Here is a 24927-nt window from a genome sequence, read left to right as displayed (position 1 = left end):
GATTATCCTCGCCTCGCTGGGTTCTTCCGCTCATCCCGCCCTGTCACGGCGTCGAGGTGCAACGACCTCGGCGATCCATCGTCGGAGATCTCGCCCCACGCCCCTTCGTCGTCATCATCTTCCTTCCTGAGCCAGGAGTGGACCTCGGTCGCGGTGATGCAAGGCATCGCGGTGCTTGACGTCGAAGGGGCGAGTACCCCATCCTGGCCCCGGATGAGGAAGACGAGTTCCTCCTCGGTGCAGATCCAGACCTCGGGCACTCCGAGCCGACGATACACCTCGAGGGCGCGTTTCGCCCGGTGAGTGACGACCACTTCAACGGCCAGATCCGGCGGCGGATCGATGCTCAGATCGATCTTCTTCTTACCGCGCACGTAACGCCGGTTCGCCAGATAATAGGACTGGTCGGCTTCGACTCCACCTTGCTCCTGTTCCTGACGGAAGGTTGTGGACCCGAGGGGCAGATGGGGGATTTCAAGCCCTTCCAGGACGGCCCGGATGAGGTCGTGGAGGCGATTGTTAAGGAACTCGCGTGTCGGGGAGGGGGACATGAACGACACGTCGCCATCGAGGAAGACCACCCGAGGGGACCGTCGCTCACCTTTCAGTTCGAGGATCGCCGAATACCCCTGCCAGTCGATGCCCCGCATCGTGACGAGTTGATCGCTCGGCGGGCGGGTCGATTTCGCGGCCGTGCTCGCGAGGTTGGCTTCAGGGGTGGTGACGGTCGCCATTCGTTTGTTCTCCTCGTCGGTCGGAGCATTCCGCTCGCCTGGCAGATCAGGACCCCTCGCCCGCCCGATCACGAGGGCCGACGACCTCGGCCGCCCATTGGCGGACGTCGCTCGTCCATCGCGCCTCATCCTCGTCGTCGTACTGCATCAGCCAGGAATGGACCTCCGAGGCCGAGATGCCCGGAATCACCGAACTCACGGCCCGGCTCCCGTACTGGCCGTCGCCGCCCAGGACCAGGAAAACGAGTTCCTCGGCGCCGCAGACCCAGACTTCGGGAACGGCCAGCCTTCGATAGACCTCCAGAGATCGGTCCGCGCCGTGGGTGTGGACGACCTCCACCGCCAGGTCGGGGGGAGGGTCCTTGAGCAGGTTGACCGTTTTCTTGCGACGGATCCGATCCAGATTCGTGATGTAGTAGGACTGATCGCCTTCCACGCCGGCTTCGTCCCGCTTGCGTCGGAACGTCGTCTGCCCGAACGAGCGGAAGGGGATCTTCCGCGCCACCAGGACCGACCGGATGATCTCGCGGAGAAGATCGTTGAGGGACTCATGGGGCGTGGCGGGGGACATGAGAGACACGCTCCCGTCCAGGTAGACCATCCTGGGATACCTGCGTCCGGCCCGGAGCTTCAGCAGGGCGTCATACCCCTCCCAGCCGATGTCGTCGAACGTGACGGGATCTTGTCGCTCGATCACGGATGCACGTTCGGGTGTGGTGACGGTCGCCATGGCGATCCTCCTCGCGAGGCCGGGCCTAGCGCCCCCGCCCCAGGAATTCCTTGATCGAGTCGTAGATTCCTTCCTTGTTGCGGATCTCCGAGAGGGCCAGGTTCGGGGCCTCGTCGAAGGCCTCCTCGAGCTCGCGATAGAACTCGCCGGAGCCGTAGGGGCTCTCCACCTGGCCGTAGCAGAAGAGGTTGCAGCGGGGCAGGAGCTGGTCGCGGAGCAGGCCGATGCACTGGCGGTTGTCCTCGCCCCAGTTGTCGCCGTCGGAGAAGTGGAGGATGTAGATGTTCCAGTCCAGCGGCGAATGGCTCTCCTCGATGATCTTGTTGGCCAGCGCATAGGCGGAGCTGATCCGCGTCCCGCCGCTCTCGCGAGTGTGATAGAAGGTGTGCTCGTCCACCTCGCGGGCGACGGCGTCGTGGATGATGTAGCGGGTGGTCACGCCGTCGTACTGGCTCTTCAGCCAGGCGTCGATCCAGAAGGCCTCGGTCCGGACGATCTCCTTCTGGTCGTCCGTCATCGAGCCGGAGACGTCCATCAGGTAGAGCACCACGGCGTTGAACTGGGGCATCGAGATCGGGTTCCACGACCGGTAGAGCTTGTCCTCCCGGATCGGGATGACCAGCGGATCGCGGGGATCGTAGGTGTTCGAGGCGATCTGCCGCTTGAGGGCCTTCTTGTAGGTCCGCTTGAAGTGGCGGAGGCTCTCCGGGCCGGTCTGGCGGATGCCCGTGTACTTGTCCTTCTCCTCGATGATGTTGGCGCGGCCCTTCGGCTCGATCCGAGGGAGCGCCAGCTCCTCCCCCAGAATCTGGGCGAGGTCGTCCATCGTCAGCTCGACCTCGAGGATGTGCTGGCCGGGCGCCTCGCCGGCCCCCTGCCCCGGCTCGCCGTCGCCGGAACGCCCGATCGGCGTGCCCACGTCACCCGGCCCCTGGCCGACGCCGCCCCGGTTCTTGGAGCCGTAGCGGAACTCCGGCAGCTCGATCTGCGGCAGCGGGATCGAGACGAACTCGCCCCCCGACTTGCCGATCATCTCCCCATGCGTGATGTACTTTCGCAGGTCGGATTTGATCTTGCCGCGCACGATCTGCTTGAAGCGATTGGCATCGCGATCGATTTTCCGCACCGCTCTTCCCCCCGTCCCTATCCGTTTGATTCGCGAGGGCCTCGTGCCGCAACCGTGCTGCCGAAGGATCCGACACGGCGGCCCAGGAGGCAGGATCGCACTTCCGTCGTCGGACGGCCGGTGTAGGCTGAGGAGGCGACGCCCCGCGAACGATTCCCGCGGCCGATCGCGGGGACTTCGCGCAGCACCGCCCCGGCCGGCCGGAAGGGACGATCCGCCCTCAGCCTAGATGGAAAAGAACAGTATGGTTCGGGCCGGCCGCGATCCTGTCAGCGCCTCGGCTTGGGCTTGATGGGTGACTCGAGAGGCGAGAACGTTTCGTCGATCCGCGACCGGCCCGTGGATGATCTCGCCATCAAGGGTACTGCAAATTCTAGACCTTCGTACAGACCGGATTCAAGGAGCATTTTGCCGCGTGGCCCGCATGCAGCGCCCGCAGAATCGGCAAGAATTGCAACTCCTTGCCTATCTTGCGGGCTATCGTTGCGTGCTCGTTGGGCGACTCGATTCGATCAATGGCTCCCGCGCTTGACGTCGCCGCGGGCGAAGATGCTGGCCACATAATTGAGGACGTCGGTGGCCGAATCCTCGTCGTAGCCGTAGTTTCGGATCAGCCGGGCCTTGACGATGTCGATCTTCTCCTGGGTGTCCTTGTCGACCACGCTGGAGACCAGGCTGGTCAGCTTGATGGTGTCCTTCTGATCCTGGAAGAGCTTCAGCTCCAGGGCCTTCTGGAGCCGCTCGTTGGTCCGATAGTCGAACCTCTTGCCGTCGAGGGCGAGGGCGCCGATGTAGTTCATGATCTCGCGGCGGAAGTCGTCCTTGCGGCTCTCCGGGATGTCGATCTTCTCCTCGATCGATCGCATCAGCCGCTCGTCGGGCTCCTCGGTCTGGCCCGTGTACTTGTTCTTGACCTTCTCCCGCTGGGTGTAGGCCTTCACGTTGTCGATGTAGTTGCCGCAGAGGCGGGTGAGCGCGTCCTCGTCGGCGGCGATGGCCCGCTGGACCTCGTTCTTGACGATGTCCTCGTACTCCTCCTTCACCAGCGAGAGGAGATGGCGGTAGTGCTTGCGGGTCTCGTCGCTGTTGATCAGCGAGTGATGCTTGAGGCCGGTCTCGAGCTCATTGAGGACCATGAACGGGTTGATCGAGCGTTCGGTCGGGTGGGCGACCAGGGCGTTGGAGATCTTGTCCTGGACGTATCGGGGGCTGATCCCGAGCATCCCCTCGCGCTCGGCCTCCTCGCGGAGCTCCTTGATGTTGTCCTCGGTGAACCCCGGCAGAGTCTTGCCGTTGTAGAGCTTGAGCTTCTGCATCAGGGTCAGCCCGGCGTTCTTGGGCTCCTCGAGCCGGGTGAGGATGGCCCACATGGCGGCGACCTCCAGGGTGTGGGGGGCCAGCCGCTTGCCCCGGACCTTGCGGTCGTTGTAGTCCTTCTCGTAGATCCGGACCTCGTCGGCGAGCCGGGTGACGTAGGGGACGTCGATCTTCACGGTCCGGTCGCGGAGGGCCTCCATGAACTCATTGGACTGGAGCTTCTTGTACTCCGGCTCGTTGGTGTGGCCGACGATCACCTCGTCGATGTCGGTCTGGGCGAACTTCTTGGGCTTGATCTTGTGTTCCTGGCTGGCCCCCAGCAAGTCGTAGAGGAAGGCCACGTCGAGCTTGAGGACCTCGATGAACTCGATGATGCCGCGGTTGGCGATGTTGAACTCGCCGTCGAAGTTGAAGGCCCGGGGGTCGCTCTCGGTGCCGTACTCGGCGATCTTGCGATAGTTGATGTCGCCGGTCAGCTCGGTGGCGTCCTGGTTCTTCTCATCCTTGGGCTGGAAGGTGCCGATGCCGACGCGGTCCTGCTCCGAGAGGATCAGCCGCTGCACCTGCACGTCCTCGACGACCCGCGCCCATTCGCCGCCGTAGCGGGCCATCCGCTCGTTGAACATCTGGCGGCAGAAGGGGCAGAGGTCCCCCTCGATGGACAGGTCGTAGGGATGCGACGGGGCGCCCTCCGCGAGCAGGCGGATGATCTCGGGGCGGTCCTCGTGGGGGATCAGGTGGAGCGGATCCTCGTGCATCGGGCACTCGGTCAGGAGCTCCTCGCCATCGGGGCCGGTCTCCTTCCAGGAGTAGGTGAAGAGCCGGCCCTCGTCGGTGCGGGAGTACCGCTCCAGCCCCTTCTTGAGGAGCCGCGCCAGGGTGCTCTTTGAGGAGCCGACCGGCCCGTGCAGGAGCAGCACGCGGCGCTCCGTGCCGTAGCCGTGGGCCGCGCTCTTGAGCACGTTGACCAGGCTCATCATCGTCCGCTCGAGGCCGAAGATCGCGTCGTCGCCGTTGTTGTCCGGATCCTCGAAGAAGCGATAGCGGGCCAGCTTCTCCTTGTTGACGACGATCTCCTCGGTCCCCTTGCTGATGATCATGTCGTAGAGCCGCTGGTACGCGGTCCGCGTCACGTTCGGATCGCTGCGGACGATCTCCAGGTACTGGGCCATGGTGCCGGTCCAGTGCTTCTTCTGGTAGTCGTCGAGGTTCTGGCGGCTCGCGATGAGCGAGATCAGATCCGATCCTGTGGACATTGGAATCCCTCCTGAAGACGGCTCGATCTCTGTTCCGGTTCGTGGCGGGACCGCGATGCGTCCGCGGTCGGGCGTGGCACGCGTGGCGGCACGGCCCGCGCGCACGGCAGTCACGTCCTCATGCTGCGTGAGGGCTTCGCCGAATTGTCAACTACCTCGGGGATCGCGGTGGGTGCATCCCGCGGGGTCAAGGGAACGAATGCCTTCAACGGGTCTTAAGTCCGTCGAGCGGACGTGATGGTCTGGAAGCCAGATCAGACGGTGGGGGACCGGCATCCCGCAGAGGTCCGTCGCCGATCACCCGGTCTCATTACAACGCCGCTTTCGCCGATCTGTCAAGCGGACCAGCGGGCCCCTGGCCGCGAATGGAGGACCCGTTCCGTCTCGAAAAAGCGACGTCGGATCCCCGGACCTGGTCCCGGGTCGGGCATCCCTCACGCCCCGGTCGCGGCAAGCCCGGGCTGTTCGATATCGACGCCGGATTCACGACCTTCTCCCGGTCCCTCGGCGGGATCGGAGCCCGGCTCCTCGGGCATTTCCCGGGCGACCGGCAGCGTCCGGCGGGCCAGCTCGATGAGCGCGGAGAGGGTCCAGAGGCCAACCGGGAGCGTCGCGTAATGCGAGTAGCTGTCGGCGGCGGGGAGGACCCAGCCGGCGGGGGGGAGGAAGAGGAGGATGGCATAGGGCAGGCCGGCCGTCAGGCCCATCGCGGCCGCGGCCAGGGCCAGGGTCGCGACCAGGTGGCCTCCTTCCTCGCGGAGCAGCCTGGCCCCGCCGTGGACGAGGTCCGCCACCGCGCCGCGACTCCAGGCCGCGACGCCGACAAGGCCCACCAGCAGGAGGGATGCCCCCTGCATCTCGATCATCCCCCAGCCCAGCAGCCAGCGGATGGTGCGGCCCCCCTGGACGCCGCCGAAGGACCGGGGGAGATGCTGGAGGGCGAGGAAGACGAGGGTGCCCGCGTACCGGGCCGGGAGCGCCGCCAGGCAGCCGATCGCCGACGCCGGCAAGAGCTCCATCGCGACGAAGGGGCGGAAATGCGAATCCCCGGCGTTCACGCCGGGGAGGTCGGCGTCGCGCAGCTCGGTGAGCAGCCAGGCGAGGAGGAAGCCGTCGCAGATGAGCATGATGAGCGGGATCAGGACGGCCTCGATCATCAGGCAGCCGCCCAGCGGCAGGTCCGTACCCGACGCCTTCGAGACGATCCGGTAGAGCGCATACAGGGAGCCGCAGCCCCAGACGAGCGTCGCCCATCCGGATCCGTCGTGCGGCCTGCTGCCCCGTGGCTCCCCCGCCTTCGCCCGCCGGAGCGCCGGGGAGGCCAGCCCCGAGGCCGCCCGGAGGACCATGTAGGCGGACAGGGCCAGCAGCGGCAGGTTGTCGCCCAGCCCCGCGACGTCGCGCAACGGCGTCATCGCGGCCAGGCTCCCCTGCTCCACGGCCATCTCGGCCGGCGATCGCGTCCGGGAGATCAGGGCCATGTCATTCTTCCACCGATCCGCCCGATCCGAGAGATATCCGACCGTCAGCCCCCCGGTCCACGAGAAGACCGTGAACGCGATCATGGCGGCGACGATCCAGCTCGCCCCCCACACCCGGCGGCTCGCCGCGCGGACGAGCCCCAGGTGACCTCGGACGTCCAGGAGCTGCACGAACGCCCGCCCCACGCCCTGGAAGACGATCGCTGTCAGGAAGAGGGCGGCCAGGGCGACCAGCAGCACGTTCAGCCCGTCCATCCCCGGCGCGGGATCGGGCGAGCCCAGGGTCAGCCCCGTGGACCATCGACGGAATGCCAGCAGCGCCATCGAGGCAGGATTGCCCGCGGCGGCGGGCGCCGTTGGTCCCCCGGAACCCGCGCCCGCGACCTGGCACCATAGCACGGGAACGATCTGGCCGCTCATCCGGTCTCCCCATCATTCGACGGCTCGATTCGTCCTCGGCAATCCCGAACGCCAGGGACGCGGGCCATTATCGCGAGGGGGACGACACGTTCCAATGACGCTCTTCCGTTCAGGCCCGATTCGGTCCCGAGGGCACGCGGATCGATGCCCCGACGGTCAGCCGATCGGCTGCCGCATCCTCCGGACCCGGGGACGATACAAGCGGTCCGAGGAATCCCCGGTCGTCGACCATGCGTTGCGGCGAGCGCCCTTCCAGGCGAGCCAGCCGGCGGAGCCGGCCATGGCGAGGGCGCCGGCGAGCCGGGGTGCGGAGGCCGCGGCCGACTCGCCATCCTCGGTCGAGAGCCGGAGGTTCGCCGCGGACGGCTCGACCGATTTGGCCCCGGCCCCCCTCGCCTCGTCGGCCGCCGGAGCGAAGGGCGTCGTCCCGATCGTGCTCAATCCGCGGTCGACGAGATGGACCGGCGCGAGAGTCCCGGCGAGGATCGGCGCGTCGGCCGGGGCGGGCACGACCGGTGCGTCCGGGACGATCAGGGGCGGCGGGACCAGGTCGATCAGCGACTTGACGTCGGGTTCGTCCCCGAATCTCGCCTTTCGCAGCGCGCTCAGCGAGTCGGTCGGGGCCGCCTGCCCCACCCGGATCAGGTTGGTGAATCCGGGATTCGCCTCGTCGATCGCGGTCGTCGGCGAAGTGTCCAGGTGATGGACCGCGGTCGAGGACGGCACGGGGAGGTCCTCGACCTGCTGGACGATCAGGACGTAGCGGCCGGATCCGACGGGGATCACGATCACGAGGGTATTAGGCGCGATGACCGTTGAGACCGGCTCCGTGAGCGAGGCCACGGGGGCCGCGGCGATCCCCGTCGTCGAGTCGCCCCCGCCGAGGCCGAGCCCGATCTCGAGATGGAGCTGGGCGGCCCGGAACCGGAGGTTCGGGGAGGCACGAAAGGTCGACGTGGAGCCGGCGTAGCCGCCCGGCGAGGCCACCAGGTCGGCGATGAGCCTTGGCGCCACGGGCGTCCCGAGCCCGGTCACCAGGTCGTAGCCCGAGGAGGCGTAGTAGCCGTTGAAGCCGTTGACCACCGCGTTGAAGGCGGAGGTGGGGAGCGAGTAGACCGCCGCCGCGACGTTCCCCATCGAGCCCTTCCCGGAGAGGGCCAGGCCCTGGTCGGCGACGGCGATCAGGCCGGCCCATATCGGGGCCGCGGCACTCGTGCCGCCCACCGCGAACCAGCCGCTGTTCCCCTGGTAGCGAACGGAGCTGTACACGGACACACCCGAGGCCGGATCGCCGATCGCCGCGACGTCCGGCGTGGCGCGCACGCCGTACGAGAGGTTGGCGGCGACGAGCGTCGACGTCTGATAGGCCGGCGCGGCCTCGTACGTGCTGTAGCCCCCGGTGCTCCACCTCCAGCCGGTCTCGCTCGCGTAGCTCCCGTCGGCACCGAGATAGATCGACGTCCCCCCCACCGACAGGACGTTCGGGGACGTGGAGGGATAGGAAACGCCGCCCCAGGCCCCGTCGTCGCCCGACGCGGCCACGAACGCCACGCCCCCGGCCAGCCCCGCCCCGCCGATGTGGCCGACGGGAGTCGTGAAGAGCGAGTCATACCCGGTCTCGCCGGCGAATTCTCCCGTCCCCCAGCTCATCGAGACCACCGAGACCCCGCTCAGCGACCGCGCGAAGTTCACGGCGTTGAACAGGTCCTTCAAGGTGGCGGACTTCGCCTCGACCAGGACGAGGTTCGCCGCCGGCGCCATCGCGTGGGCCCATTCCACGTCGAGCGCGGTCTCGGTCGCCCAGCCGGCATCCACCTTGGTGGCCTTCTGATAATACTTGACGAACGAGGGCGGGTCCGGCAGGCCCATGATCCGGTCGAACGCCTTGAGGTCCGAGCCGATGGTGGGATGGTCGTAGGCCGAGACGATCGCGATCGTCTGCCCGGCACCGTCCCCGACCACCGTCCCGTTCAGGAACGTCACCTGGTTCAACCCGTAGGCGTTCCGGACCTGGGCCGCGGAAAGGCCCGTGGGCGTGAGGTTGGCCGCCAGCGGGGTGGCCCCGATGCTCGGCTGGGCGATGAGCGTGTCCAGGATCGACGCGGTCGTCGCGAGCAATTGCCGCGTCTCGAGGGCATCGAACGAGGGTCGCTGGGGACGTTGCCGACGAGCGTGATGCGACGCGTCAACAACTCCCCGCCCAATGGGGAAGAAGGGGCGAACTCGGCTCACGGGAGACCTCATCGGTGTGGATTCGACGGTGCATCGCCCCAGGATCGCGCTCGACGTCGATAAGTCTAGTCGCCGTTCATCCTTCTGTGAACGAAAAACCCCCCGAAATCGGCGTGCGCGTAGCGGTCGTATCGACCGCCCGCTTCGGACTGTTGTCCAATCTCCGTGGGCCCCCCGTCCACGTTTCCCGCGATCCCCGGAATCTGCTATCCTGATAGCGTCATCGCGAAGTCGCTACTCTTCCGCACCCTCGGTCGAGCCCACCAACGATGGGCTCGTCCCCCCGACTGGACCGCCCATGATCCACCCCTGGCACGATGTGACCCCGGGCGAGCGCCTGCCCAAGGAGTTCGACGCCATCGTCGAGATCCCGATGGGATCCAGCATCAAGTACGAGCTCGACAAGCGCACGGGATTGTTGCGGCTGGATCGGATGCTCTACTCGGCCGTCTATTATCCCGCCAACTATGGCTTCATCCCCCAGACCTACGCGGAGGATGACGACCCGCTCGACGTCCTGGTCCTCTGCCAGGAGCCCCTGGCCCCGCTCACGATGGTCACGGCCCGGACGATCGGGCTGATGACGATGGTGGACGGCGGCAAGCACGACCACAAGATCCTGGCGGTCGCGGTGCACGACCCGGAATTCAATAGCTTCCGCGAGGCCTCGCAGTTGCCCCCGCACCGGCTGATGATGCTCCGGCGCTTCTTCCAGGATTACAAGCTCCTGGAGGGGAAGTCGGTCGAGGTCGAGGAGATCCAGCCCTCGGAGCGGGCGATGCCGATCATCGAGGACTCCCTCCAGCGCTACAGCGAGAAGCGTCGTCGCGGATTCCATTGACGGGGGGTCCCCGACGATGACGGAAGGACCTTCGCCGTTCTCTCGCGACCCCGCGGATCGGGATCCGGAATTCGCGACGAACGCCGGCCCCGCGGGGAAGGCGGCGGGCCCGCTGCTCCAGCGTGCCCGGGACCTGGGGAGCCTGCGATCGCTGGCCGCGGTCCTGGTCATCGTGGCGACGAGCCTCTATCTCCTGGAGCGGCTGGAGCCCATCCTCCGGCCCCTCCTGATCGCGATCCTGCTCTGCTACCTGTTCCTGCCGGCTTACAACGGGCTGCGACGGCACGTGCGGCCGATGCTGGCCTTCCTCATCATCGTGGTCGGCCTGACGATCGGCCTCCAGGGCCTGGCCCGGCTCGTCTATCGCGACGTCGGGCTGATCAGCCACAACCTGCCCCGCTACGTCCAGCGCGAGGGGGAGATCGAGGAGAAGGTCCGGGACCTCACCAAGTCGTGGCTCCCGGTCCTGCACCGGCCGAGGGCCGGCGAGACGGCCGGCGACGACGAGAGCTCGCTCACGGCGGAGCTCTCGCAGCGGATCGTCCGCGGCGCGGCCAGCGCCTTCGTGAACGTGTTGTTGGAATCGCTGGTCATCGCCTTCTACCTGATCTTCCTGCTGCAATCGGCCTCGCGATTCCCGGCACGGATCCGGGCGAGCTTCCCGGCCGACCGCGCGCGGGGCCTGACGGCGATGATCGAGTCGATCAACCGCGCCATCTCCGAGTACCTGGTCGTCAAGGTGAAGGCCAGCCTGATGGTCGCGATCCCGGCGGCGATCGCCTGCTGGGCCTTCGGGATCACCGGCGCCGTGACCTGGGGGACGATCACCTTCTTCGGCAACTTCCTCCCCTACGTCGGGGCGCTCGTCGCGATCGTCCCGCCGATCACGCTGGCGGTCCTCGAGTACCACAGCCTCTGGCCGCCGCTCTGCTTCGCGGCCATCCTGCTGACGATCCACGGCGTGACCTCGAACCTGATCGAGCCGTCCATGACCGGTAGGGCGCTGGGGCTCAACCCCCTGGTCGTCCTCATCGGCCTGGCCTTCTGGAGCCTGATCTGGGGGTTCGTCGGCCTCGTGCTGGCCGTGCCGCTGACCGTGATCTTCAAGATCATCCTCGAGCGGACGCCCGCCACGCGGCCGATCGCCCTGCTCATGTCCGAGGACGACCCGGCGACGCCGGCGGTGGCGTGAGGGCCGCTGGTGAGATGGGATCAGGGAACTGTGATGGATGTTCCGGACTCGTCCTCGAGGCTCTCGAGGAGTGATCGCTCCTCGTCCTTGCCTAGCCTCCGGACGCTCTGCCAGGGACGTCGGCCCGTGTAGTCGTTGACAACGAGGAGACCTCCGCCCACGTTGATCTCAAAGCGATCGTCGCCGTCCCGGATCAGTATCGTCGGAGCGTAGCTGATGAGACTCGGCATCCAGCCGCGATGAGACAGAGAGGCATCGATCGCGATCGCGGTTCTCGAGCCGGGCTCCAATCGTCTTGCTCGGACGACATGGCCGCCGCGGTAGAAATAGACTTTCAAGTCTGCCGCACGAACAGGAAGTCTCGGACCTCGAAGGAGCGGCCCAGCGGCGGCTCCGGTGGGGACCATGGCGAGCGCAGCCGCGACGGCTGCAAGCATCTGACGTCGAGTGGAGATCAATGGAGCCTCCTTGCGGATCACTGGCGCCGGCATGGTCAAGCTCGCCGAGGATTCTAATCGCCAGTCGAAGCACCACAAGAGGAGCTCTTCCCTGGTCGTACGTCACAGCGATAGGAATCTCTCTCCGGTCCCGGCCGCATTCATGCTCTGCACCGGACTCGACCTGGAGCGCCTGAGGGGCCGCGCAGGGATCAGTGGCCCGCCAGCTCCAGCACGCTGAGCAGCGGGCGATGATCGGAGGCCGTCGGCTCGGCGATCACCCGGGTTTCGAGGACCTTCCAGCGGCCGGCCGGGCGCACCAGGACGTAATCGATCTGGCGGTCGGGCCTGTCGGCGGGGAAGGTGAGCAGCGGGGAGGAATCGGTTCGCGTCCAGTTCTCGGTGAAGGCGGCGAGGACGCGGCTGTCGGGCTTCGAGTTCAGGTCGCCGGCCAGGATCGCCGGCAGGTCGGGACGCTCGCGGGCGACCTTCTCGATGGCCTTGACCGAGTCCATCCGCTCGGCGTCGTCGGGCCGAGAGTCGATGTGGGTGGCCATGAACCGGAAGGGCGTCTTGCGGGCGTCGGGCGCGGTCACGTCGACGACCAGGAACCCGCGCTGCTCGCCGACGTGGCGGGACGGATGACGCTCGTTCCGCCAGGCCGTCACCGGCAGCCGCGTGAGCACGGCGTTGCCGTACTCGCCCCCCTGATAGGGGATGTTCCTCGCGAAGAGTGGCTTCATCCCGGTCAGCCGGCCGAGCTCCGCCGGCTCGTCCAGCCCGTTCGTCCGCTTGCATCCGCGATCGACCTCCTGCAGGGCGACGAGGTCGGGCTCCAGCGCCCGGATCACCCCGGCGATCCGCTCGAGATCCACCTTGCTGTCCATGCCCTCGCCGTGGCGGATGTTGTAGCTCAGGATCCGGAGACGAATCGGCTCGTCGGCCCGCGCCGGCGCGAAGGCGGAGAGGGTTGAACAGGTCAGCATGACGAGGGCGAGGAAACCGCGTCGTCGGTCGATCATGGTGAGAGCTCCTGGAGAATTCGACGGGGACCTTTCGCCGGTCGGCCGTAGCGGTCGCCGTTCGGGGGACGTTATAACAGGGTCACTGGAAAAGAGTCGAAGGGAAGGATGAGCGGGGTCGCGAGGGCCTGGTTTCGCAACGGTCCGCGGCTCCGCATGAAGCTTGCCTGGAGTGGATCGACGCATGAGCTCGGAACGGAACACGATGCAGCCGGTGACCTCCGCCAAGGACCCGCTCGACGCGCTGGCGATCAACACGATCCGGACGCTGGCCATGGACGCGGTGCAGGCGGCCAATTCCGGCCATCCGGGCACGCCCATGGCGCTCGCCCCGGTGGCCTATTGCCTCTGGCAGGACCACCTGCGCTACGACCCGGGCGACCCCGTCTGGCCCAACCGCGACCGCTTCGTGCTCTCGTGCGGGCACGCGTCGATGCTCCTCTACTCGCTGCTCCACCTGGCCGGCGTGAAGTCGGTCAACGAGGAGTACGAGGTGCTCGGCTCGCCGTCGGTCTCGCTCGACGACATCAAGAAGTTCCGCCAGCTCCACAGCAAGTGCCCGGGCCATCCGGAGTACCGGCTGACCTCCGGGGTCGAGACGACCACGGGCCCGCTCGGCCAGGGCGTGGCCAACTCCGTGGGCATGGCCATCGCCGAGCGCTGGCTGGCGAGTCGCTACAACCAGCCGGGCTTCGAGGACATCATCGACTTCAACGTCTACGCCCTCTGCAGCGACGGCGACATGATGGAGGGCATCTCGCACGAGGCCGCGTCGATCGCAGGCCACCTCCGGCTCTCCAACCTCTGCTGGATCTACGACAACAATCGGATCACGATCGAGGGCTCGACCGAGCTGGCCTTCACCGACGACGTGGCCGAGCGGTTCATGGCCTATCACTGGAACGTCGTCCGCGTCGGCGACGCCAATGACCTGGAGCTCCTCGAGAGGGCGTACCGGACGTTCCTGGAGACGACGGACCGGCCGACGCTGATCATCGTCGACAGCCACATCGCCTGGGGCGCACCCAACAAGCAGGACACCGCGGGGGCCCACGGCGAGCCGCTCGGCGAGGAGGAGATCCGCCTCACCAAGAAATTCTACGGATGGCCCGAGGACGCGAAGTTCCTCGTCCCCGACGGCGTCTACGAGCAGTTCCAGAAGAAGATCGGCCGCCGCGGCAAGGAGCTCCGCGACGCCTGGTTCAAGAAGCTCGAAGGCTACCGGGCGAAGTTCCCCGCGCTCGCCGACGAGCTGAGCCGGATCCAGCACCGCGAGCTCCCCGACGGCTGGGACAGGGACATCCCCACCTACCCGGCGGACCCCAAGGGGAACGCCTCGCGGAACACCTCCGGCGAGGTCCTCAACGCCGTCGCCAAGAACCTGCCGTGGTTGATCGGCGGCGCCGCGGACCTGGCCCCGTCGACCAAGACGCTCATCAAGGGGACGGCCAGCTTCGAGGCCGACAGCTACGGCGGCCGGAACCTGCACTTCGGCATCCGCGAGCACGCGATGGGGGCCATCCTCAACGGCATGGCGACCGTGAAGGTCCGCCCGTTCGGCTCCGGCTTCCTGATCTTCAGCGACTACGGCAAGACCCCCATCCGCCTGGCGGCCCTGATGGAGCTGCCGCCGATCTACGTCTTCACGCACGACTCGATCGGGGTCGGCGAGGACGGCCCGACCCACCAGCCGATCGAGCAGCTCCCCTCCCTCCGCGCCACGCCGGGGCTGCTGGTGATCCGCCCGTGCGACGCCAACGAGGTGGCCGAGGCCTGGCGCGTGGTGATCCCCCAGAAGCACAAGCCCGCGGCGTTCATCCTCAGCCGCCAGAACCTGCCCACGCTCGACCGGTCGAAGTACGCCCCGGCCTCCGGCCTGGCGAAGGGGGGCTACGTCCTGGCCGACGCCGAAGGGGGCAAGCCCGACGTCATCCTGATCGGCACCGGCAGCGAGGTCTCGCTCTGCGTCGAAGCCTATGAGACCCTGACCGCCGAGGGCATCAAGGCCCGGGTCGTCAGCCTCCCCTGCTGGGAGCTCTTCGACGACCAGGACGCGGCCTACCGGGATAGCGTCCTGCCCCCGGACGTCACGGCACGCGTCTCCGTCGAGCAGGCCAGCAGCTTCGGCTGGAGCAAGTACGTGGGCGCCGACGGCGTGAGCATCGGCATGAGGACCTACGGAGCCTCCGCGCCCCTCAAGGATCTCCTCAAGGAATTCGGCTTCACCGTGGAGAAGGTGGCCGACGCGGCGCGGCAACAGTTGCGGAAGCCCCGCTGAGCGGATTTCGCAAAGGTTGTGATTTGGATTTGAGTCGGGCCACGCTCCGGTTAGAATCCAGGTTCGCCGTCCGCGCCGCGAGCCGATCGTCCCGGCGGACGTCTCGTGCGGGAGCACGCATACGCCGGCTCGCCGGAACCCGTCCCATCCGCCGCTCGACTCGCGAGTACCCAGAGCATGCTGAACTTCACCACGAGCGAGGCCGGCGGGGTCCTGATCATCGTCTTCGAGCCGACCGACGAGGCCAGCTACGACTGGCAGTCCACCCAGCGGGACTGGCTCTACAAGCTGATCGAGGCCCGCGAGGACCCGCGGTTCGCCATCGACCTCAGCGAGGTCAATTACCTGGCCAGCTCCGAGATCGGCTTCCTCGTGACCATCAAGCGGCGGATCGATCGCCGCAAGGGCAAGGTGGTCTTCTTCGGCATCAGCGCCTACCTCCTCGAGATCTTCCAGACCATGAACCTGACCAAGGTCCTGGAGATCGTGGAGACCCGTGCCGACGCCATGGCCCGACTGAAGACCTGACCGCACCGAGGGCCCGTCCCTCGCGCGCGGGCCTCCCGGGGCCGCCGTCGGCCTTGCCGAGGCGGGCGGTTGCTCATAGACTCCGCTCTGGAGAATCGATGCCGAGGGAGAGGGCGAGGACGCGATGAGCACGACGGCGAAGATCCGGGGCATCTTCACGCCCCACGTGGTCCCGCTCGACGACCGGGGCGAGATCGACGAGGCGGAGCTGCGGCGTTACATCGACTGGCTGATCGACCATGGGGTACACGGCCTCTATCCCAACGGCTCGACGGGAGAGTTCGTCCGATTCACGGCCGAGGAACGCCGGCGGATCGTGGCGATCGCCTGCTCCCAGGCGGCCGGCCGGGTCCCGGTACTCGCCGGCGCGGCCGAGGCGAACGTGCGAGAGACGCTCGCGGCCTGCGAGGCCTACGCGGGCTTCGGCGCGACCGCGGTGGCGATCGTGTCGCCCTTCTACTACCGGCTCGGCTCGGAGTCGGTCTACGCCTATTTCCGGGAGATCGCCCGCTACAGCCCGATCGACGTGACCCTCTACAACATCCCGATGTTCGCCAGCCCGATCGACGTGGATACGATCAAGCGGCTCGCCGAGTTCCCCCGGATGGTCGGCATCAAGGACTCGACGGGCGACGTCTCCGCCATGATGCGGATGATCGAGGAAGTGCGGCCGATCCGCCCGGACTTCAGCTTCCTCACCGGCTGGGAGGCGGTCCTCGTCCCGATGCTCCTGGTCGGTTGCGACGGCGGCACGCATGCGACCAGCGGGGTCCTGCCCGAGGTCACGCGGATGCTCTACGACCTGGCACGGGCCGGACGCTTCGAGGAGGCCATGGCCTGGCAGTACCGGCTCCTGAAGGTCTTCGACGTCATGCTCGGCGCGGCCAACTTCCCGGACGGCTTCCGGGCGGCCGTGGAGCTGCGAGGCTTCCGGATGGGCGGCCCGCGCCAGCCGTTGACCGAGGTCCAGGAACGCGAGATCGCCGATCGCCGCCGGACGCTCCAGCATCTGCTCGCGGAGCTCGGCTACGGGCCTCCCACGGCCGGCGTCGCCCCGCCCCGCCCGGGAGAAGCGGCCTCGGACCAGGTCTCTCGGCTGATCCTCGGCGTGATGGACGAACTGCGACGGCGAGGCGCCCTTACGGACTAGGCTCCGAGCCGTTCGGATCGTGCCCGGGATCAGCAGGTTCGTCCGGAGACGAAGCCCAGGGCGTGGGGCGCGGGGCTGGCCGGTAGGCGGAGAGCATCGCCGTGACCGTCAGCGCCGCGACCCAGACGATGAAGATCGCCAGGGCGATCCGGAATCGGGCCCGGGCCCGTGTCCTCTCCGCGGATTCCGTGCCATCGATCATGAGAGGGTCTCATCCGGGTCGTCGAAGGACATCTTCGGCCTCAGCGCCGTGGCGAAGTCGTAGACATCGTCGAAGTCCGACCGCTTGTCGCTCGGGGTCTTGTCCAGGTCGCCCGACCGGATGAGATTGTAGACGATCTCGCCGATGTCGGACGTCGATCGCACCCCCCATTGATCGAGGACGGTCACCGCCATCGGGCCGTAGTAGCGGAGCGCGACCTGCCGGGCGGCGAGGCAGAGCTCGCGTCCCGTGACGTGGCCGGACTCCTTCTCGGACTTCGGCTCCGAACCCTCGCCGGCCGGCCGCTTCTTCCTCGGTCCCGGCCCGCGCGTCCGCTCCTGCTTCCTGCGGCGAGCCCGCAGCTTGCGGCTCCGGGCGTGCTTCAGCCCTTCCAGGACGAAGGCGTAGGCCTCGATCGTGTAGCGCGAGTCCGTGGCGATCACCCGCGCGAGCTGCTCGCGAATATCCAAGGCCGGTCACCCTCCTCGGGGGCTCGAAAAGCCGTCCCGTTCGTCGGAGTCATCCTCGCCGGGCTCGTCGATGGAGCGGGCGTCCCGATCGTCGGGGTCGCGGCCCGTCCGGCGGCCCCCGCGGCCGTTCCCCCCCCGGCCCGGCGACAGGATGCTGAGGATCTCATCCCGGCCGACGATGATCCGGCGTCGATCCTCGAATTCGACGACCACCTTGAGCGACAGGATCTCCTGCGCCACGACCTTACCCCGCCCCTTCGGGGTGACCACCGTGGAGCCCACCGACGGGAGCTCTCGCTCGAACTCCACATAGGTGTCGAACTCGTAGCGCAGGCAGCATTTGAGTCGGCCGCAACGGCCCGAGATCTTGGCCGGGTCGAGCGTCGTCTTCTGGAGCTTGGCCATCTTCATGGAGACCGGCGGCATGGCCGTCAGGTGGGTGTTGCAGCAGACCGGCTTGCCGCAGTCGCCGTAGTCCGCCAGCAGCTTCGCCTCGTCCCGGACGCCGATCTGGCGCATCTCGATGCGGGTGTGGAGGGCCCGCGCCAGATCCTTCACCAGCTCGCGGAAGTCGACCCGCTTCTCGGCCAGGTAGTAGAAGATGATCCGCTCGCGGCCGAACAGGATCTCGACGTCCACGAGCTCCATCTGGAGCCGCCGCTTGCCGACCAGCTCCCGGCAGGCGGAGAAGGCCCTCTCCTGCTCGACCCCCACGGTCGACGCGTGCACGGCGTCCTGATCGCCGAGCGGCCGGAGGATCTCGCCGCGGCTCGCTCCGTCGAGCATCGCCACGGTGCGCGGGGACGCCGTGCAGAGGATCTCGCCCAGCTCCGTCCCCCGATCGCTCCGCACCACGACCCGCTGGCCACGGGGATAGGAATGCCCGTCGGCCGCGGCATACTCGCCGAGGAACCGCATCCGACCGTATCGAACGACGTAAGCCATGAAATCCCATACGAATCGGGACGCTGAGATCCGCCCGGCCATTCGCCCCGCGCGGATCCTCCTCGTCGAGACGAGGGCTCAACCGATATGGATTATGACCGGCCGTCGACCGCCGTGAAAGGCCAAGCCAGGCCCCCGCCACTTCCTGCCGCGAACCCGGATCCGGCTTTCCCCCCCGGGTCGACCGCGACATAATGTCCCTCACGCGGCGGGCTCGCCGCGAGCACGCGTTCGGAGGGATCGCCGTCATGATCAATGAAGAGCTCCTGGCACTCCTCGTCTGCCCCGTCGGCAAGGCCCCGTTGCGACGCGAAGGGGACGCCCTGGTCTGTACCCGCTGCGGGCTCCGGTTCGCCATCAAGGATGACATCCCGGACATGCTCGTCGAGGAGGCCGATCTCCCCACCGGCTGCCACTCGCTGGCCGACCTGGCCTGCGCGAAGGCCGGCGACGCCGCGCTCGACTGACCGACCGCACCTCGACGGCGGGCGCGGCCTCTCGAGCACGACGCGTCGGTGATGATCATTCAATCGAGCCGGATCGAGGTGCCGTCCTCGAGCTCAACGAGATCGCCGACGCTCATCTGCCGGCGCTTGCGGAGCTCCACCTCTCCGTTCACCTTGACCCGGCCCTCGGCGATCAGGGCCTTCCCCTCGCCGCCCGTCATGACGCAGTTGGCGAGCTTGAGGACCTGGGTCAGGTTGATGGGCCGGTCGCCCACCTTCAACGACCTGGGGGCCGGCTTGCTCATCGCGGGGCCTTTGCCGGTGCCGGCGTGACGGCGGGGGCCGGTTCGAGGCCTCCCAGCCGCTGGAGCTGTTCGTCGATCGCGTCGCCGACGGCCTTCTCGAGCCTCTGCTGTCCCTTGTCGATCGAGTCCGAGATCACCTGATTGAGCTGCTGCCTGGCCTGCCCGGCCTGCTGCTTGACCTGGCCGGACCGCTGCTTCGCCAGGGCGTTCACCTTCTGCTTCGCCCCCTTCACGTTCTGCACGGTCTGCTCGATCCGCTGGCGGTCCTTGGCGACGAGCTCACTCAGGGTGGCGGCCTTCGCGTCGCCATCCGGGCTGGTGTCCAGGGTTTCGGCGACGGTCTGCTCGATCTCCTTGCGGGCCTGGCTCGCCATCTCCTTCAGACCGGAGGAGGTCTGGCGGGCCGAGTCGCGGGCGGCCTGGCGGATGTTCACGGGTTGGTCGGAGGTCGGACGCGGGCCGGGCGCCGGGACCGCTGCCGTGGCCGGAGCGGGAGCCTCCTCGATCGGTTCGAGCGAGGGGAACTCCCCTGGGGGCTCGACGCGGCCGGTCGATTGCGCGGCCGTCTGCGGGGGGGCCGCCTTCGACACCGAGGCGAAGGTCGCGGCCACGGCGGCGACGGCCGGGTCGGCGGCCGTCGAGCCGTCGTCCTGGCTCGCGGTCGCCACGTCTCCCGCGGGCCGGCTCACGCGATCCCAGACCGGCTCCAGCACCTTGCGCACCTCGAGGGGCAGGATGGGCCCCACGTTGTTCATGATCGCGCCGACGACATGGCCGGTCGGGCTCGCGAAGATCGGGGTGCGAGTGGCCGGGGCCATGCTCACCAGCAGGAGCGTGACGAGCAGGCCCACCCCCGCCCCTTCCATGCCCCCCAGGAGCAGTCCGAGGTGGCGGTCGTACGCCTCGAACTTCAGCCTCTTGAGCGTGCCCCGGATCAGCCAGGCGACGCCGAAGATCCCGCCCGAGACCGCCATGTAGATGAGCGCCATCGCCAGCGCCCGCTGCACTTCGGGCTCGCCGGGCAGGTAGGTGGCAACCTGGCCGGAGGCGGTCCGCGCGGCCGTGTAGCCCAGCACCAGCGAGCAGATGCTCGCCATCTGCCAGGTGAAGCCGCGCCAGGCCCCGCGGATCATCCCCAGCACCAGCACGGCCGCCATCGCCAGGTCGTAGATCGTCATCCATGATCCTCCAGAGAGAAGCGAAGCGTGCCCGGTCGCGGGCCGACGGAGCAAGCGCGCGAGGTCCCGCCCGGTCATCCGCCCCGAGCCGGCGGATGGTAGCGGACGAGCCCACCTGCGGGAAGGCGGATTTGGTAAAGGCCCGCGTCGCCGCGACGTCGCTTCGCTCGTCAGACCGACGGCCCGGGCTTCTCGCCGTCTCGCGGCCGGCCCGCCCCGCGGCCGAATGCGGATTGGATGAAACCGGCATCCTTGCCGAGCCAGAAGGCGAAGAAGCCCCCGAGCCCGAGCATGATCAGCGTGATGGGTGGTTCCCTGAAGATATGAGTGACTGTGTAGTAGACGTCGTCATGGCCGTCGAGTCGGAAGCTGGAACATTCCGCGAGGACACCCAGCACCAACGCGGCGATCCCGCAGAGGACGCCGCGGGTCGTCGAGGGGTGACGGCTCAGCATCCCGCAACCGAGGCCGAGCAGGGCGCCGGGGAGGATCAGGGCATAGAATCCCTGGCCAACGATCCACCGAAACGTGTAATATCCGACGGTCCCGCCGAGGATGGCCCCGACCAGGCCCAGCAGGTTGCTGACGATGCGGCGAGAGTCCACGGTCATCGTGAAGGGCTCCGGCGGTTGGAGGATCGATACCCTGCCGCGATCATAACCCGGTGCCGAGGTGAAGGCCATGAACGAAGGAACGAGACAGGGCCCGTGGAAGATCGAGCGAGCTCCGGGCGACGCGGCGACGCTCTGGTTCAACTCGCCGGCGCACTCGCTGAACGTGCTCGATGCCGAGGCGCTGGAGGGCCTGGACCGTGCCATCACGGAGATCGAGGCCGATCCGGCCATCCGTGGGCTCCTGATCCGGTCCGCCAAGGACGGGGGCTTCTGCGCCGGGGCGGACCTCCGGTCTTTCCGCACGTGCAGCACGCCGGAGGAGCTCGCGAGCTTCCTGAGGCGGGGGCTGGAAGTCCTGGATCGGCTGGCGGCGATGAAGATCCCGACGGTCGCGGTGCTCCACGGCACCTGCCTGGGGGGCGGGCTCGAGCTCGCCCTGGCGTGCCGGAAGCGGATCGCCCTGGCCTCCAGCATCCCGCTCCAGCTCGGCAGCCCGGAGGTGCACCTGGGACTGATCCCGGCCTGGGGGGCGCTCGTCCGGCTGCCCCGGATCCTCTCGCCCAGGGACGCCCTGCTGCTGGTGCTGGGCGGTAATCCGATCGGCTTCTTGCAGGCCAAGTCGCAGGGGCTCGTCGATCGCCTCTTCTCGGCGGACGAGACCTCGCGCATCGTGGAAGCCCTCGACTCGGAGCCGATCGTCGAGGCACCGCTCGCCGCGGACGCCTGGGAGCCCGAGCTGACGTTCGCCGCGGCGAAGGTGGAGGAACAGCCCCCGGACCACCCCGAGGCGCCGGAGAAGATCCTCGACCTGATCCGGCTGGACATCGCCGACGGCCCGGCCGCCGCGCGAGCGAAGGCCATCGAGGTCTGTTCCGACCTGGCCTTTCACCCCGCCGCCCGCGAGGCCATCGACGACTTCTTCGAGCGCCGGACCAAGGCTCGGAGGGCCGGCGAGGAGGTCCCCGTCATGCCCACGGGGGGGCTATCCTCGGTCTCGGCCAGCCCGCCCCAGTCCCGGCCCGCGCCCGGCTGAAACGACGTCCCCCCTCGGCTCGTCTTGCCGGATCCGCCGGTTCCTGGCATCCTGCCGCGGGAATCCGCGCGGCGAGGGACCGCCGGGGGCGAAGGGGACTTCGAGGGAGCGTGGCTCGTGCATCCGATCCTCTTCGAGCTGCCTTGGCTGGGCTTGAGGCTTCATGCCTATAGCCTGATGATCCTGCTGGCATGCGGCGGCGCCCTCTGGATATCGGCCTGGCGAGCCGGGCGCGAGGGGCTCCGGGTCGACAGCGTGTACGAGCTGGCGGCCTGGCTCTTCAGCGGCGGGATCATCGGGGCCCGCCTCCTGTTCGTGCTCCAGCATCCGGAGGGGATCCGCTCCCCGGCGGACATCGTCCGGAGCTGGCAGGGGGGGAACATCTTCTACGGCTGCATCCTGGGCGGCCTGGTCGGGACGTTCATCTACTGGAAGCGGCGCCCCTTCCCGTTCCTGCCGATGGCCGACGCGGTCGCACCCGGGCTCGCCGTGGGCGTGATGTTCGGGCGGATCGGCTGCTTCCTCGCCGGCTGCTGCCACGGCGCCGCCTGCTCGGCCTGCTGGGGCATCCGCTTCCCGGCCGGCTCGCACGCCTGGATCGCCCAGGTCGACCAGGGGGTCCTGGCCGCGGCGGCCCGCTGGTCGCACCCGGTCCACCCGACGCAGCTCTACGGGGCGCTCGCCGGCCTCCTGATCCTGGCCTTCCTGACCTGGTTCTTCCCGCGGCGACGCCGGGACGGCGAGGTCATGGCCTGGCTGATGCTCCTCTACGCGGCCACCCGCTGGCCGATCGAGTCCCTCCGTGGAGACGACGACGCGCTCCTCCTCGGGATGACCCTATCGCAATTCATCAGCATGGGCCTGTTGGCGCTGGCCGGATACCTCTGGCTTCGGCTCCGCCGCACGCCTCCCGGTCGGCTGGCCGATCGTCGCTCGAGTCCCGCGGCCTCGCCGCCGGACGCGACTCAGCCGGCACCCCGCCGCTTCGGGCTCTCCGCCCGCTTCTTCCTGTAGTCCTCGACCTGGGACCTGAAGACGTCGTTCAGGTCGTCCTTCTCGCCCGGCCGGGTGAGGTCCTGGCCCTTCTTCGTGACGGCGATGAAGCCGATGCACATCTCGTCCGTGGTGGCCTCTCCCCAGGTCACCTCGCGCGGGACCTTGTTCGGGTTGCTGGGATTCGCGCCCGAGTTGTCGTAGTGGGCCACGACCTTGACGACGGAGCCCTTCGGGAGCTCGAGGGGCTGCTCGAAGTAGTAGGAATACTGCCAGTTGAAGTCCCACCGGTCGATCCGGATCAGGTCCCGTGTCTTGCCGTCTGGGAACGTGACGCTCATCCGCATGTCCTTGCCCAGCAGGTGCATGTGGGGGACGACGGCGTGCGCCATGACGTCCACCGGGACGGGCCAGGCGGCCTGGACCTCGGCGTTGGACGCGCCGGCCGGGACCTTCATGTCGGTGTTCAGCGCGGCGTTCCAGTGGAGGACCTGGCGGATCGGCTTGCGGGCGAACCGGAGGCCGATCCGGGTGCGGTCGGTCTCGACCTTGCCGCTGGGATGGTAGTGGACCTGGATCACGACGTCGCACTTCGCCGGCAAGGCGCGGCCGATGCCGTCCTCGAGCTGCGTGGGCTGGTTCCCGGGCGCCCAACCGCCCAGGTCCCCGACGATCTCGATGCCCGGCCCCGAGAAGCAGGTGTAGCCGCGCCCGGGCTCGGCCTCGTCTCGCTTCCGGGCCTGTCCGGCGACGTCCACATAAGACAGCACGTGATGGACGACGCTTCGATTCCCGGGCTGGTACTCGATGCCGGTGACGTACTGGTCCGCGGGCAGGTTGACCGGCACGACGAAGCACCTGTAGATGTCGCCGCCGGAGGCCGGGACCTGGAAGTCGGTCCCGATGTCCAGGACCAGGTCGGGGCCCCCCTCGATCGCCCAGTCCGCGGGGAAAGTCCGCGGCGCGGGCAGGTCGGCGGGATCGCCCTCGGGCGCGCCGGCCTCGGACCAGGCGAGCAGGACCGCGATGTCGCGATCCGAGAGCGATCGGTCGTGCCTGAACTTCGGCCCGATCCCCGGGGCCGCCTTCCAGGGCGGCATCGAGCGATCCTCGGTCACGGCGGCGATGTCGGCCGCCCGCTTCCTGGCCTGGTCGTATGTCTCGAGGGCGAACGGCCCGACCTGCCCCTTGCGATGGCACTCCTGGCAATTCGCCTGGAGGATCCGGGCGACCTCCTTGCTGTAGGTCGGGGCCGGGGCCGCGTCCCTCGGCCTGGGGATCGGGCAGCCGACGGCCGCGACGAACGGCTGCGCGACGGGCTCGCCCTTGAGCAAGGCGACGAGCGCGTCCCTCAGCTCGTTGCCCGTGGCATTCGCGTTCCGGACCCCACGCTTCGCGAACTGGCCGTCGATCCGCCCGTGATAGCGGACCTTGCCGGCGGGGTCGATGACGAAGGCCTCCGGCGTGATCGTCGCGCCGAGCTTGCGGGCGAGCGATCCCCGCGGGTCGCGGATCACCGGGAACTTCAGGCCGAAATCGCGGGCGTGGTCGGCGAGGTCCCGGTCGCTCATCTCGGGATCGACGCAGATTCCCGCCCACGTCACGTGCTGGGAACTGAAGTCGCTTACCAGGGCCGCCAGCGTCGGGCTGTACGCGTTGGAGATGGGACATTCCGGGGAATAGAAGAGGAGCACCGCCAGCCCCCCCGGGGTCGCGTCGAGCGCCACATCCTTGCCATCCGTGCCGCGCCGAGAGCCGAGGCGGACGGGGCCGAGAGGCTCGTCGGCGGCCCGAAGATCGACGGGCCCCGAGACGGCCAGGATCGCGAGGAATGCGACGGCGGACAGGGCCAGCGGCCCCCGAGGCGAAGGTGCGATGCTCACGCGGCGGCTCCGTTGCCTGACGTCGAATCGAGCGGATGGTCGGATCGTGCCCTGTACCTTAATCCGCCGACGCCGGGCCGGACAAGCCCGGCCCCGCGCCATGACGTCGCGCAC

23 protein-coding genes are annotated in these 24927 nt (G+C 68.3%); 8 read left to right on the top strand and 15 right to left on the bottom strand.

Annotation, left to right across the window (positions count from 1 at the left end; translation table 11 throughout):
• Positions 1-2: 2 nt before the first annotated feature.
• From G6O54_RS26545 to G6O54_RS26520, 6 genes are all read right to left on the bottom strand, one after another.
• The gene (locus G6O54_RS26545; RefSeq protein WP_165230095.1) at positions 3-734 is read right to left on the bottom strand and encodes a Uma2 family endonuclease; all 732 of its coding nucleotides are present in this window, start codon (positions 732-734) and stop codon (positions 3-5) included.
• Between the two features lie 46 nt (positions 735-780).
• The gene (locus tag G6O54_RS26540; protein WP_165230092.1) at positions 781-1464 is read right to left on the bottom strand and encodes a Uma2 family endonuclease; all 684 of its coding nucleotides are present in this window, start codon (positions 1462-1464) and stop codon (positions 781-783) included.
• Between the two features lie 25 nt (positions 1465-1489).
• Positions 1490-2590 (bottom strand): DUF444 family protein, encoded by a 1101-nt coding sequence (locus tag G6O54_RS26535; RefSeq protein ID WP_205679049.1) that lies wholly within the window; start codon positions 2588-2590, stop codon positions 1490-1492.
• Positions 2591-3102: 512 nt separating this feature from the next.
• Positions 3103-5163: a PrkA family serine protein kinase gene (locus tag G6O54_RS26530; protein ID WP_165230089.1), complete on the bottom strand. Its 2061-nt coding sequence runs from the start codon at positions 5161-5163 to the stop codon at positions 3103-3105.
• A 434-nt stretch (positions 5164-5597) separates the two neighbouring features.
• Positions 5598-7064 (bottom strand): hypothetical protein, encoded by a 1467-nt coding sequence (locus G6O54_RS26525; RefSeq protein ID WP_165230086.1) that lies wholly within the window; start codon positions 7062-7064, stop codon positions 5598-5600.
• Between the two features lie 156 nt (positions 7065-7220).
• Positions 7221-9182, bottom strand: a complete 1962-nt coding sequence (locus G6O54_RS26520) for a S53 family peptidase (RefSeq protein WP_165230083.1) — start codon at positions 9180-9182, stop codon at positions 7221-7223.
• Positions 9183-9594: 412 nt separating this feature from the next.
• On the opposite strand from G6O54_RS26520, the gene G6O54_RS26515 reads away from it, so the two are divergent.
• Both G6O54_RS26515 and G6O54_RS26510 read left to right on the top strand, forming a co-directional pair.
• Entirely contained in the window at positions 9595-10137 is a 543-nt protein-coding gene (locus tag G6O54_RS26515; RefSeq protein ID WP_165230080.1) for an inorganic diphosphatase, read from the top strand.
• A gap of 16 nt (positions 10138-10153) precedes the next feature.
• Positions 10154-11329 carry an AI-2E family transporter gene (locus G6O54_RS26510; protein ID WP_165230077.1) on the top strand — a complete coding sequence of 392 codons (1176 nt, stop codon included), beginning with the start codon at positions 10154-10156 and terminating at the stop codon, positions 11327-11329.
• Between the two features lie 20 nt (positions 11330-11349).
• Here the strand turns inward: G6O54_RS26510 and G6O54_RS26505 are convergent, their stop codons facing one another.
• Both G6O54_RS26505 and G6O54_RS26500 read right to left on the bottom strand, forming a co-directional pair.
• Positions 11350-11787, bottom strand: coding sequence for a hypothetical protein (locus G6O54_RS26505; RefSeq protein WP_165230074.1), 438 nt, complete (start codon positions 11785-11787; stop codon positions 11350-11352).
• Positions 11788-11978: 191 nt separating this feature from the next.
• Positions 11979-12788 (bottom strand): endonuclease/exonuclease/phosphatase family protein, encoded by an 810-nt coding sequence (locus tag G6O54_RS26500; RefSeq protein WP_250847103.1) that lies wholly within the window; start codon positions 12786-12788, stop codon positions 11979-11981.
• A gap of 184 nt (positions 12789-12972) precedes the next feature.
• On the opposite strand from G6O54_RS26500, the gene tkt reads away from it, so the two are divergent.
• The 3 genes from tkt (at position 12973) to G6O54_RS26485 (ending at position 16744) form a co-directional block, all read left to right on the top strand.
• Positions 12973-15066 carry a transketolase gene (gene tkt / locus G6O54_RS26495; RefSeq protein WP_165230071.1) on the top strand — a complete coding sequence of 698 codons (2094 nt, stop codon included), beginning with the start codon at positions 12973-12975 and terminating at the stop codon, positions 15064-15066.
• A gap of 177 nt (positions 15067-15243) precedes the next feature.
• A complete protein-coding gene (locus G6O54_RS26490) occupies positions 15244-15594 on the top strand; it encodes an STAS domain-containing protein (RefSeq protein WP_165230068.1) in 351 nt (116 codons plus the stop codon).
• Positions 15595-15718: 124 nt separating this feature from the next.
• Positions 15719-16744 carry a dihydrodipicolinate synthase family protein gene (locus G6O54_RS26485; RefSeq protein WP_165230065.1) on the top strand — a complete coding sequence of 342 codons (1026 nt, stop codon included), beginning with the start codon at positions 15719-15721 and terminating at the stop codon, positions 16742-16744.
• Here the strand turns inward: G6O54_RS26485 and G6O54_RS26480 are convergent.
• The 3 genes from G6O54_RS26480 to G6O54_RS26470 are packed head-to-tail and all read right to left on the bottom strand — an operon-like array spanning position 16734 to position 18334.
• A complete protein-coding gene (locus G6O54_RS26480) occupies positions 16734-16946 on the bottom strand; it encodes a hypothetical protein (protein ID WP_165230011.1) in 213 nt (70 codons plus the stop codon). The genes G6O54_RS26485 and G6O54_RS26480 overlap by 11 nt on opposite strands.
• Positions 16943-17416: a Minf_1886 family protein gene (locus G6O54_RS26475; RefSeq protein WP_165230061.1), complete on the bottom strand. Its 474-nt coding sequence runs from the start codon at positions 17414-17416 to the stop codon at positions 16943-16945. Before G6O54_RS26475 ends, G6O54_RS26480 begins: the two co-directional genes overlap by 4 nt.
• Before the next feature lie 6 nt (positions 17417-17422).
• Positions 17423-18334, bottom strand: a complete 912-nt coding sequence (locus G6O54_RS26470) for a PSP1 domain-containing protein (protein ID WP_250847102.1) — start codon at positions 18332-18334, stop codon at positions 17423-17425.
• Positions 18335-18609: 275 nt separating this feature from the next.
• Here G6O54_RS26470 and G6O54_RS26465 point away from each other — a divergent pair, with 275 nt between their 5' ends.
• Positions 18610-18828 (top strand): Trm112 family protein, encoded by a 219-nt coding sequence (locus tag G6O54_RS26465; protein ID WP_165230055.1) that lies wholly within the window; start codon positions 18610-18612, stop codon positions 18826-18828.
• Between the two features lie 59 nt (positions 18829-18887).
• On the opposite strand, the gene G6O54_RS26460 is transcribed toward G6O54_RS26465, so the two are convergent.
• The 3 genes from G6O54_RS26460 to G6O54_RS26450 form a co-directional block, all read right to left on the bottom strand.
• Entirely contained in the window at positions 18888-19112 is a 225-nt protein-coding gene (locus G6O54_RS26460; RefSeq protein ID WP_165230052.1) for an RNA-binding S4 domain-containing protein, read from the bottom strand.
• Positions 19109-20290: a CvpA family protein gene (locus G6O54_RS37465; RefSeq protein WP_205679047.1), complete on the bottom strand. Its 1182-nt coding sequence runs from the start codon at positions 20288-20290 to the stop codon at positions 19109-19111. Before G6O54_RS37465 ends, G6O54_RS26460 begins: the two co-directional genes overlap by 4 nt.
• Before the next feature lie 170 nt (positions 20291-20460).
• Positions 20461-20901, bottom strand: coding sequence for a hypothetical protein (locus tag G6O54_RS26450; protein WP_165230049.1), 441 nt, complete (start codon positions 20899-20901; stop codon positions 20461-20463).
• Between the two features lie 70 nt (positions 20902-20971).
• Here G6O54_RS26450 and G6O54_RS26445 point away from each other — a divergent pair, with 70 nt between their 5' ends.
• Together G6O54_RS26445 and G6O54_RS26440 are read left to right on the top strand one after the other, a co-directional pair.
• Positions 20972-21937 carry an enoyl-CoA hydratase/isomerase family protein gene (locus G6O54_RS26445; RefSeq protein ID WP_165230046.1) on the top strand — a complete coding sequence of 322 codons (966 nt, stop codon included), beginning with the start codon at positions 20972-20974 and terminating at the stop codon, positions 21935-21937.
• Between the two features lie 117 nt (positions 21938-22054).
• Positions 22055-22951: a prolipoprotein diacylglyceryl transferase gene (locus G6O54_RS26440; protein WP_165230043.1), complete on the top strand. Its 897-nt coding sequence runs from the start codon at positions 22055-22057 to the stop codon at positions 22949-22951.
• On the opposite strand, the gene G6O54_RS26435 is transcribed toward G6O54_RS26440, so the two are convergent.
• The gene (locus G6O54_RS26435; protein ID WP_250847101.1) at positions 22903-24813 is read right to left on the bottom strand and encodes a redoxin domain-containing protein; all 1911 of its coding nucleotides are present in this window, start codon (positions 24811-24813) and stop codon (positions 22903-22905) included. The genes G6O54_RS26440 and G6O54_RS26435 overlap by 49 nt on opposite strands.
• Positions 24814-24927 lie beyond the last annotated feature (114 nt).

The organism is Aquisphaera insulae (genome assembly GCF_011064615.1).
GTDB lineage: Bacteria > Planctomycetota > Planctomycetia > Isosphaerales > Isosphaeraceae > Aquisphaera > Aquisphaera insulae.
The sequence above is the reverse complement of the archived record's forward strand: the minus strand, read 5'-3'. Positions and strand labels throughout refer to the sequence as shown.